This window comes from Algoriphagus confluentis (genome assembly GCF_036245625.1).
Lineage (GTDB): Bacteria > Bacteroidota > Bacteroidia > Cytophagales > Cyclobacteriaceae > Algoriphagus > Algoriphagus confluentis.
In genome coordinates, this window is record NZ_BTPD01000019.1 from 61146 (window position 1) to 71557 (window position 10412).

At 45.4% G+C, this 10412-nt stretch carries 10 protein-coding genes; 5 read left to right on the forward strand and 5 right to left on the reverse strand.

Annotated elements, in window-relative coordinates:
- Nucleotide 1: 1 nt before the first annotated feature.
- Both AAA943_RS20520 and AAA943_RS20525 read right to left on the reverse strand, forming a co-directional pair.
- Nucleotides 2-592, reverse strand: a complete 591-nt coding sequence (locus AAA943_RS20520; RefSeq protein WP_338220086.1) for a LemA family protein — start codon at nt 590-592, stop codon at nt 2-4.
- A gap of 103 nt (nt 593-695) precedes the next feature.
- Nucleotides 696-1943 carry a pepsin/retropepsin-like aspartic protease family protein gene (locus AAA943_RS20525; protein ID WP_338226253.1) on the reverse strand — a complete coding sequence of 416 codons (1248 nt, stop codon included), beginning with the start codon at nt 1941-1943 and terminating at the stop codon, nt 696-698.
- 212 nt (nt 1944-2155) lie between these two features.
- Here AAA943_RS20525 and AAA943_RS20530 point away from each other — a divergent pair, with 212 nt between their 5' ends.
- The gene (locus tag AAA943_RS20530) at nt 2156-2635 is read left to right on the forward strand and encodes a Fur family transcriptional regulator (protein ID WP_338226254.1); all 480 of its coding nucleotides are present in this window, start codon (nt 2156-2158) and stop codon (nt 2633-2635) included.
- Here AAA943_RS20530 and AAA943_RS20535 read toward each other — a convergent pair.
- Nucleotides 2613-3062 carry an SRPBCC family protein gene (locus AAA943_RS20535; protein WP_338226255.1) on the reverse strand — a complete coding sequence of 150 codons (450 nt, stop codon included), beginning with the start codon at nt 3060-3062 and terminating at the stop codon, nt 2613-2615. The two genes, AAA943_RS20530 and AAA943_RS20535, sit on opposite strands and share 23 nt — an antisense overlap.
- Before the next feature lie 65 nt (nt 3063-3127).
- Nucleotides 3128-3742, reverse strand: coding sequence for a cytochrome c oxidase subunit 3 (locus tag AAA943_RS20540; protein ID WP_338226256.1), 615 nt, complete (start codon nt 3740-3742; stop codon nt 3128-3130).
- A gap of 205 nt (nt 3743-3947) precedes the next feature.
- Here AAA943_RS20540 and mfd point away from each other — a divergent pair, with 205 nt between their 5' ends.
- From mfd to AAA943_RS20560, 4 genes are all read left to right on the forward strand, one after another.
- On the forward strand, nt 3948-7298 hold the full coding sequence (gene mfd, locus AAA943_RS20545) for a transcription-repair coupling factor (protein WP_338226258.1): 3351 nt from the start codon (nt 3948-3950) through the stop codon (nt 7296-7298).
- A 177-nt stretch (nt 7299-7475) separates the two neighbouring features.
- Nucleotides 7476-8699: a gliding motility lipoprotein GldJ gene (gene gldJ, locus AAA943_RS20550; RefSeq protein ID WP_338226259.1), complete on the forward strand. Its 1224-nt coding sequence runs from the start codon at nt 7476-7478 to the stop codon at nt 8697-8699.
- A gap of 55 nt (nt 8700-8754) precedes the next feature.
- Nucleotides 8755-9354 carry a YdeI/OmpD-associated family protein gene (locus tag AAA943_RS20555; protein ID WP_338226260.1) on the forward strand — a complete coding sequence of 200 codons (600 nt, stop codon included), beginning with the start codon at nt 8755-8757 and terminating at the stop codon, nt 9352-9354.
- Nucleotides 9355-9369: 15 nt separating this feature from the next.
- Nucleotides 9370-9600 carry a hypothetical protein gene (locus tag AAA943_RS20560; protein ID WP_338226261.1) on the forward strand — a complete coding sequence of 77 codons (231 nt, stop codon included), beginning with the start codon at nt 9370-9372 and terminating at the stop codon, nt 9598-9600.
- Nucleotides 9601-9707: 107 nt separating this feature from the next.
- Here the strand turns inward: AAA943_RS20560 and AAA943_RS20565 are convergent.
- On the reverse strand, nt 9708-10412 hold a 705-nt coding region (locus AAA943_RS20565; protein WP_338226262.1), incomplete at its 5' end, for an OmpA family protein.

Consider the following 10412-nt stretch of genomic DNA (forward strand, 5'->3'; position numbering starts at 1 on the left):
CTTAGAATTGTACCGTTGGAGCATTTTCAGCACCTGCTGCGGCTTCAAAGTAGCCTTTGGTCTCGAAGCCATACATGCCGGCAAAGAGGTTGTTGGGGAAAGTTCTCAAATTGGAATTGTAGTCCTGCACAGAAGTATTGAAGTTTCTTCTGGCCACAGAAATTCGGTTTTCAGTTCCTTCCAACTGGGCCTGAAGCTCCAAGAAGTTTTGATTGGCTTTCAGATCCGGATACCGCTCCACGGTCACCAGCAGTCGGCTTAAAGCTCCGGAAAGCTGATCCTGAGCCTGCTGAAACTCGGCCAATTTCTCCGGAGTCAGGTTAGTCGGATCGATCTGAACGGAAGTGGCTTTGGATCGGGCCTCGATGACCCCGGTGAGGGTCTCCTGCTCAAAGTCGGCATAGCCCTTCACTGTATTTACCAGATTAGGAATCAAATCGGCTCTTCTTTGGTACTGAGTTTCCACTTCGGCCCACTGTCCGTTGATTACTTCTTCTTTTTGTACAAATTGATTGTAGGTACCCACCGCTTTGGTGTAGATGAAGATGCCTACTACGGCAATAATTGCAATCGGTACGAGAAATTTTTTCATAGTTTGAAGTTGATTTAAAAGCGAAAGAAATACACGCAAAATCCTCGCTGGGGTTGTGAAGATAATTCCAAAGTTACCCAAATATTCTTTTGCAGACCCGGGATTAGATCTGCTTTTTCAGAAAAATACTCACTTTATAATCTTGGTACTGATTGAGATCATTGTTTTGGTAGCGTCTCATTTCCAGCTGAATCTCTTTACCCTCCTCAGACCTGAAGAGCTTAAAAACTTCACTGAGTTCCCAGAGAAAAATGGGTATTCGGTTGATGGATAAGATCTCATCAAAAGGCAAAATCCCGACCTGATAGCCCGGAGAGCCCTTTCGCACATCTCCTACATAAATTCTTGTCTCATCCACGGGTACTTTCTTTACGGTAAGCCCGCTCATGTCAAACTCAAAGGGGTTGTAAAAAGTCTGTCCTTTTCTGAACATGGCCCTTCCTCTGGGATAGTCCAAGATCATCCGGGTCCTGCCCAAAACCTCAGAACCCAAGCTTCCTTTTCTTCCGCTGGCAATGATAACCGAGCTGTAGTCCGTCTCTTCTGGATAAGAGGTCAAGACCTCCTTCATCGTCAGGCTTTCAAGCTGAAGGGAACTGACACGCCCTATATATCCATACAGTACTCCCCCCAAAGACTGACCCAATTCTGACTCAATGAAGGTTTCCGGCATTTTTATGGAATCACTTGTCTCCCGATTCAAGAGCAGCCCGTGATTGGCCCCTGTGTCGATGAGTAATTTTGCTCTCAGTTTCGGGCCGCTTTTCTGTCTGATTTTGGCTTGGATATATGACTTTCCGTCCACGACGTCCAGGTCCATTTTTCGGTAGAATGGAGGTCTCCATTTCATGGCTTTTTCTCTAAAAAAATCCAACCATCCGTCATCATAATTGATCCGGACTGGATTGTATTTAAAAAACTCGTATCCGATTACCCCATAGACTGGTACTCCAATCACCGCCTCCAGCTCAAAAAAATCATTTTCCAGAACCAGGAGACTCTGCAATCTGCCTTCTACCAGGCCGAGATCCAAAGTATTGATCGGAGATACTTGAGCCATGATTGAGGTGCTACCGTCTGCACCCACGATATTGATCCTTCGGGTGTAGTCAAGCCCCAAGGCATCCCCCAATTTTTTTGAGAACAACAGATTGGATTTCACCCCGGTATCCACCAAGAAATTGACGGGCTCGTTCCCGTTGATGGATACCGGAAGGATGATCAGACTGTTGGAAGAATAGAAGGGTATCCTGACCACCCGCTTCTCCTCTTTCATAAAAAATCCAGGGACCTGGGCCTCTAACAAAGCCGAGTAGATCAAAAGAGAAAAAAGGAGGAAAGCCTTTTTCAAGTTGGGTTGTTTTGGGATAAGCCTGATACTAAAGTTAGAAATTGTAAGCAGTGCCATTAAAGAAAAAACCAAGAATTACACACAAAATGTTGTTGGAAAGAGGAGTTTTTGATTTTTAATTTAGATCAATCCCAAATTACCCCTCTTTGTTTCCGTCAAGTTGCCAATAATTTAAGAAACCTTGATCTTTAAAAATTCAAGTATCCCCAAACATGGCAGACACTGTACTGATCGAAAAAGCCAAAAAAATCTTTGAAAATTATCTGGCCAAGCAAGGAAGCCGGAAAACCCCCGAGCGATTCTCTGTCATTGACGAGCTTTATCTCTTGCCGGAAGATGAACACATCGATGTGGAAGGTCTTTTCCTCAAGATGAGAAACAAAGGCTACACAATCAGCAGAGCCACCATTTACAATACACTGGACCTATTGGTGGAAAGCGGATTGGCGGTGAAGCATCAGTTCAAAGATAAAGTCGCACTTTACGAGCAAGCCCTGACCTACAAGCATCACGACCACCATGTGTGTAATCAGTGTCGGAAGATTCGGGAGTTTTCCGATCCAAAAATCAACGAAATCAAAGAGGCAATGGGAATGGAGTTTCAATCTTCCATTTCCAGCCATTCACTTGTCCTGTATGGTGACTGCCGGATCGAAAACTGCGAGAATCTCAAAGACCTGAGCCTCGTCTGAAGATTTTTTTATAGATCGGCTTTCTGTAGGCAAACTGTAGCCAAAGGGCGGGATAAAGCAACCAAGTCATCAACCCGAATGGGGCCTCATAGGTAATTTCATCCCGAATGATTGATCCGATTCCCCTGGAAATCACCCGGTGTTTGTGAGTCCATTTTTTAAGGAAAAAGGGCAGTTCGATTCCCTTATCCACGAAAAAAAACTCGAAGTCAGTGGTTTTGTCCTCAGTGATTTCACTGGTCCACTTTTGCTTGAAAAGCAAAAAATTCAATTCCAGACTGACCAGATTCCCTTTTTCCGAACCATCAAAGCGCAGGAGCTTCACCGGAGGAAAGGGGGGAGAAAGCTTCTTAAAAAGAGACTCATCAAAGCCTCTTTTCACATCCAGGTAGCCCTGCTCTACGGCTGTTTCGATGGTCAGTTTCATGGGTTTTCAGGGAAAAGGAACAATTAGTTTAGGTGATATAGCAAGAAAAGGCAAAGCGCTTTGAGTCAAAAGCTCAGGGTAAATAGAAGAAATAGGATTAGCCAAATGACATCCATAAAATGCCAGTATACAGTAAATAACCTGATCCTCATTTTTTCAAATGGATTGGTCACCAAAACCAGCCTGCGAATGCCATCCTCTTGGGTTTTGCGAAGCTGAAACAGAAGAATCAGAGCAAAAATCATGGCCCCCAGCAGGTGGAAGATGTGGATTCCCGAAAGAACAAACAGGAAACTACCGCTGGGAATCCCTGTGAAACTTACCCCCATGCTGTCCAATTCTTTCCAGCCTGCAAACTGGAGTAAAGTAAAGGCCAGGCCCAAAAAGAAGGTATTCCTCAGCGCAGATTCCAATTGGGGTATTTTTTCTTCCTGATAGTAGAGCCTCATTTTGGAGGCAGTGTAGCCACTGATGACCAACAGAAAAGTGGAAATCAAAAAGGCTACAGGAATATGACGGTTGAACCCCTCCAACTGATGAAGTCCTGAAAAGACAAAAGCCACAGCAAGAAAAAGGAAAATAAGCCCACTTCCAAGCATTCCCAGATATAGCAGGGTCTCGTAAGGATGCATCCGCTCAATGCGCTGAAACCAAGTGAGTGATTCTTCCGATCTTTTCATCTGTAATTATTTTTTTTCATCGGTCAGATGGAATCTCGCATGGATTATAAACCTCCCTCTGTGTGTAGCTCGCACCATGCTCGATTTCATAAATTGAAAAACATTTAAAATTTGCCTTGGTTCAGAAAAAAAGCAAATACCTGAACCCAATCCCCAATAAAGAAGCAAAAGCCCTACTTTTGTCTCCTCAAATTCCCAACAAACCTTGCAACGATCGGAATTCCTTTCCCTTTACCAAGCAGACCCCGCGATTCAGACCCTGAATCTTGAACTGGAAAAAGCACCCGGCAGAAGACTCCAACTCAAAGGCCTTTCCGGGAGCTTGGATATGGTCGTGTTTGCTTCTCATTTCAAAAAAATGGGAGGTTTTCATCTGATCATTGCCCAAGACAAGGAGGAGGCTGCCTACCTGAATACGGATCTTCAGAATCTGCTGGAAATTGAGGACTTCCTCATCTTTCCGGGTAGCTTCAAGCGGCCCTATCAATACGATGAGGTAGACAATGCCAATGTGCTCATGCGCTCCGAAATTCTCAATGACATTTTGGATCGGAAAGAGGAGCCTAAAATAATCATCACCTATCCGGAGGCGCTCTATGAAAAGGTAATCAACCGCCGTTCTTTGGTGGAGCATACATTTTCGATCCGGGTCGGGGAAGCTGTGGATATGGAATTTGTATCCGAGCTGCTGAGCAGTTATGACTTTGAGCGGACAGACTTTGTGTATGAACCGGGTCAGTTCTCCATCAGAGGGGGAATTTTGGATGTTTTTTCGTATTCCCATGAGCATCCTTACCGATTGGAGCTGTTTGGAAAAGAAGTGGAAAGTATTCGGACTTTTGATCCGGAAACGCAGCTTTCGGTGGCTTCAGTGGACAAGATTTCCTTGGTGCCCAATGTGCAAACGAAGCTGCTACAGGAAGTCAGGCAATCTTTTTTGGAATTTCTGCCTAAAGAATCCAAAGTTTGGATCAAGGATTTCCAGCTCACGGTGGATGTGATCAAGGAGTGTTTTCACAAGGCTGAGCAAGCTTTTGCTCAAATAGTCAGACAAAGCCAAACCGACAAGCTAGTTCTCAAGCCTCAGGATCTTTTTGAGCGGGGAGATTCATTCAAAGACGCTGTCTTAAAGTTTACCACCTTGGAATTCGGACGGCAGTTTTATTTGAAAGCTGACCTTCAGCTCCCTTGGGACAGCCAGCCCCAGCCTTCATTCAATAAAAACTTTGACCTCTTGGTCACCAATCTATCCGAAAACGAGAGGATGGGTTTCACCAATTTGGTCGTGGCGGAAAATGAAAAGCAAATCGACCGTCTGTTGGGGATTTTCCATGAACTAGACCCCACTCTCCAGATTCAGAGCATGCTGATCGGACTGAGAGAAGGGTTTGTGGATCGGCAGCAGAAGCTCGTTTGCTATACCGATCACCAGCTTTTTGAGCGTTTTCATCGATACCGGGGGAGAAAAAAGGCCAGCAAATCCAAAGCGCTGACGATTAAAGAGCTGAAGGCCCTTCACCCGGGCGATTACATCGTACACGTCGATTACGGAGTAGGGCGATTTGCCGGATTGGAAAAAGTGGATGTGGGTGGAAAAATGCAGGAAGCCGTTCGTCTGGTATTTAGAGACGATGATCTTCTCTACGTAAACGTTCATTCCCTGCACAAAATCTCCAAATACTCTGGACAGGAGGGACAAATGCCTTCCATGTCCAAATTGGGCTCCCCGGAGTGGGAAAACAAAAAATCCCGGGTCAAAAAGCAGGTCAAGGATATCGCCAAAGACCTGATCAATCTCTATGCGAAGCGTCGTTCGGCTCCGGGTTTTGCCTTTTCCCAAGATTCGGTCTTACAGATTGAGCTGGAATCCTCCTTTATCTATGAAGATACTCCGGATCAGGCTTTAGCAACCTCAGATGTCAAGTCAGATATGGAAAAAGGATATCCCATGGATCGCTTGGTCTGCGGAGATGTGGGATTTGGAAAAACAGAAGTAGCCGTCCGGGCCGCTTTCAAAGCTGTAAATGACAGAAAACAAGTTGCGGTACTGGTACCCACAACCATTTTGGCCATGCAGCACTACCAAACCTTCAAGGAGCGCTTGGAAAATTTCCCGGTGAAAGTGGAATACATCAACCGATTTCGCACGGCCAAGGAGATCAAAGAAATCATCAGTCAGGTCAAAACCGGAGAAATAGACATTTTGGTAGGCACCCACAAAATTGTCAACAAAGAAATCGTCTTCAAGGATCTAGGCCTTTTGGTCATTGATGAAGAGCAAAAATTCGGAGTCAAGGTCAAGGATCAGTTGAAAAACCTCCGAGTTAACGTGGATGTATTGACACTCACAGCTACCCCGATTCCAAGGACTCTGCACTTTTCCCTGATGGGTGCCAGAGACCTGTCAGTCATCGCTACTCCCCCTCCCAACAGGCAACCGGTGACCACGGAAGTTCAGACCTTTCAGGAAGAAGTAATCCGGGATGCCGTAGCCTACGAGTTGAGACGAGGAGGTCAGGTGTTTTTCGTCCATAATCGGGTAGGAGAAATCGAAAGCATCGCCAATCTGATCATGAAGCTGGTGCCTGATGCCAGAGTAGTCGGAGCACACGGACAGCTTGATGGAAAAAAGTTGGAAAAAATCATGGTGGACTTCATCAACCATGAATACGATGTGCTGGTCTCCACCAACATTATCGAGTCCGGACTGGATATTCCCAATGCCAACACGATCATCATCAATCGGGCGCACATGTTTGGTCTGAGTGACCTCCATCAAATGAGAGGTCGGGTAGGAAGGAGTAACAAAAAAGCCTTTTGCTACCTGCTCACCAGCCCGATGTCCGGATTGACCCCGGAAGCCAGGAAAAGATTGCAGACTCTAGAGGAGTTTTCAGACCTGGGAGACGGCTTCAAAGTGGCCATGAAAGACTTGGATATCCGGGGGGCAGGTAACTTATTGGGAGCCGAGCAGAGCGGATTCATCACCGATTTGGGTTTTGAGATGTACCATAAAATCTTGGATGAGGCTGTTCAGGAATTGAAGGAAAATGAATTCGCTGCACTTTTTGAAACCGATCTGAAGGAGAAGGTGAAAGTATTGGTGCAGGATTGCACGATAGAGACCGATTTGGAGCTTTTGATTCCGGAAGAATATGTAGGAAATATCAGTGAGCGATTAGGACTCTATTCCAAACTCGATGCAATTAAAAATGAGGAAGAATTAGAGCAATTCCGAGCGATGCTTTCCGATAGATTCGGACCACTGCCGGAAGTAGTGGGGGATCTTTTGGAGACGGTGAAAGTTCGTTGGCAAGCCGAGAAGCTGGGCATTGAAAAACTAGTGCTAAAGGGCCAACAGATGAAATGCCACTTGTTGCCTTCTTCAAGAGATGACTACTATTCCTCAGCAATTTTCGGGAAAATGATGAAATTTGCTCAGCTCCATCCCAAGGTCTGCAAAATAAAAGAATACAAGAATCGTTTAATTTTCACTATCGAAGGAGTCAAAACGATCCAAAAGGCAGAAAAGGTGCTTTTGGAGATGAATACGTGAAAATTTTAAAAAATTTAACTGGCATAAATATTGTGTTTTCATGTATCAATTTTGCAGATAATAGGCCAAATTGACCCTTAGGCAGATATTTGCTTTTTACTAAAAAAAATATTCCATTGTAAGTCGGTTTCAATGCCATTATATTAGCCCGTTGAAATTAGACCAAAATTCAAAAATATGCGTCTTAACAGAAAATCTTGGGGACTATGGGTATCAGCCCTTTTGATCCTTTCCACCGCGATTTTGAGCTCTTGCAACAAGACTCCCGGATACGGAAGGAGAACTGCCAACAACCCCGGAAAGAAAAGTGCTACAACCGGTGCGGAATTTTCATTTAATGAGCAAGATTCCTCCCAGTTTTTTGTAGCCAAACGAGCAGAACAAATTCCCGGGCCCAACCTAAAATTCATCCAAGGTGGTAGAATGGTTTTGGGATCGCAGGAAGATGACGTAATGGCTTTTAGGGACAACTTGGAAAGAACCGTTTCCATCGCAAGCTTTTATATGGACGAAACAGAAATCACGAACAATGACTATCGTGAATTTCTTTTCTACATGAAAAAACAAGTGAGCGCAGACTCCTTAGCCAAGCTGGAGCCTTCAGAGAATGTTTGGTCCGGAGCCATGTCATTCAACGACCTCTATCAATCCTATTACTTCAGATTCCCTGGCTTTAACTTTTATCCTGTAGCTGGAGTATCTTGGACCCAAGCCAATGCATATACCAAGTGGAGAACCGCATTTGTACAGGAACTGGTGAGAAAGGAAAGAGGAATTGACTCTACTTTCACGAAAAATCAACTGATCGAAAGAGGTGTTGCCATGGCAGATTTTAGATTGCCCAACGAAGCCGAGTGGGAATATGCTGCTAAAGCGATGATCGGAACCCAGTATTTGGATGAGAATCAGGAATATGGCAGAATTTATCCTTGGGATGGAAGAGGCCTTAGAAACCCTTACAATGTCAAAAGGAAAGGAAAGCAGGGTGACTTTTTAGCCAACTTTAAGCGTGGCAGAGGTGACTATGCAGGTATCTCCGGAAATCAGCGAAATGACGGTGAAATTCTCCCTACCAATGTTTATGATATGGCTCCCAATGATTTTGGACTTTACCATATGGCGGGAAACATGAACGAATGGGTGTATGACGTCTACAGACCCTTGACTTTCCAAGACGCCGACGACCTTAATCCATTGAGAAAAGACGGGGTGTATGATGAAGAAGACAATTACGAAACCTCTCTCTTTACCGATGAATTAAGAGTGTACAAAGGTGGGTCTTGGAAAGATGTAGCTTATTGGTTGGCTCCAGGTACTCGAAGATTCATGCATCAGGATTCGGCTACCAATCACATTGGGTTCAGATGCGCGATGATTTCCATTGGTGAAAAAGGAAAATAAACCATTCTTAAAATCAATTCAGCCCGATAAATTTATCGGGCTTTTTTTTGAGGTAATGGAAAAGAATAAGGATGGTTTCCCTGTTTTTTACGCAGATTCTGCTGCGGCTTGGAGGGACTGGCTGGAAGTCAACCATCGTTTATCTAAATCTGTTTGGTTGGTCATATTTAAAAAAAGTAGCCCAATTCCAAGCCTTACTGTAAGCGAAGCTATTGATGAAGCACTTTGTTTTGGGTGGGTGGATAGCAAGCCCAACAAGCGGGATGACAAAAGCTTTTACCTTTATTTTTCAGAGAGAAAGCCAAAAAGCAACTGGAGTAAGGTCAACAAAGAGAAAGTCGAATTCCTGATCAAAGACGGGAAAATGGCGCCCTCCGGATTGAAAATGGTTGAATTGGCTAAAGCATCCGGTACTTGGGATGCTCTCAATGAAGTGGATGCATTATTTGAACCTGAAGATCTGACTACGGCCTTAAAATCCAATGAAATAGCCAAAGGATATTGGGAGAAGTTTCCTCCTTCAGCCAGAAGAGGCATTTTGGAGTGGATTCTTAATGCAAAAACATCTCAGACCAGGGAAAAAAGAATTCAGGAAACAGTCCGCTTGGCTGAAAAAAACATCCGCGCCAACTCCTACCCAAAACCTAAGCTATAACTATCAACCAAGAGGTTGTCACAAACATCGTTTCGCTATCAGCCTGAGCACCTGAGAGACGGGAGTCTCGAAGTCGAAGGCTATTTCCAGCTTTCCGGACGATATTTCGACTTCGCTACCAATGACGGGTTGATTTTAAAGGCCGGAAATTTAGTCAGTCCGAGCACCTTTCCGACGAGAGTCAGGAAGTACGAGGACCTTTCGGCTCAGCTCAAGGTGACAAGGATACTACTTAAAGGCGAATGACCAGTCATGTTCTTCTTGTATGTTCGAAGAATATTTAAGATTCAATGTGACAAACTTCACTTTTGAGATAGCCTCTTTCGGTTGTATGTCTTTGGATGATCCGATGCTTACATCGTATCTACCTTTTTCTGTCTTCCGGTGTAGCCGAAGCTGCTCTTACCCACTCTCAACTCGGTCCTTCTATTCAGCTGGTGCATCGCAGGCGTACAGGTCACACTGTTGCAGTCGTGGATCGGTCTTGTCTCTCCAAACCACTGGTACTCCAGCCTGTTCTCCTCGATCCCCCGGTTGATCAGGTACTCACGCACCACATCCGCTCTGCGCTCGGACAGCTTCTGGTTGTACTCGTCACTGCCCCGCTGGTCGGTATGCCCCTCGATGTACAGCATCAGGTTCGGCAGTCTCCTCAGCATCGCTCCCACCTGCTCCAGCTCCTGCTTCGACACCGATCTGAGCATCGACTTGTCAAAGTCAAAGTAGATCGTCGGGATCTCCGCTATCTCCTCCTGGATCTTCTCAAACAGATCCTCCGGCTGGCAGAAGTCCATGTCCTTCAGCTCCTGCGGAATCTCGTAGCTTTTGGTCGGATCCGGAAACGCCTCCAGCACCAGCTCCGATCTCCTGTTCAGCTGATGGCTGTCCTCCGAGCACGGCTTGCCGTTCCCGCAGTCGTTGACCAGCTGGCTCTCCCCGAACCACTCCAGACGGATACGGTCACTGTTGATGCCCTTCGCCCCCAGATACTCGGTCACCGCCTTCGCCCGGTTATTGGACAGACGGATGTTGTACTCGTCACTCGCCCTGGAGTCGGT

Bases quoted from the DNA above. Each gene is read 5' to 3' on its own strand.
- gldJ (WP_338226259.1), top strand. From the start codon at position 7,476: ATGCGTCTTAACAGAAAATCTTGGGGACTATGGGTATCAGCCCTTTTG.
- AAA943_RS20535 (WP_338226255.1), bottom strand. From the start codon at position 3,062: ATGAAACTGACCATCGAAACAGCCGTAGAGCAGGGCTACCTGGATGTG.
- AAA943_RS20530 (WP_338226254.1), top strand. From the start codon at position 2,156: ATGGCAGACACTGTACTGATCGAAAAAGCCAAAAAAATCTTTGAAAAT.
- AAA943_RS20540 (WP_338226256.1), bottom strand. From the start codon at position 3,742: ATGAAAAGATCGGAAGAATCACTCACTTGGTTTCAGCGCATTGAGCGG.
- AAA943_RS20555 (WP_338226260.1), top strand. From the start codon at position 8,755: ATGGAAAAGAATAAGGATGGTTTCCCTGTTTTTTACGCAGATTCTGCT.
- AAA943_RS20520 (WP_338220086.1), bottom strand. From the start codon at position 592: ATGAAAAAATTTCTCGTACCGATTGCAATTATTGCCGTAGTAGGCATC.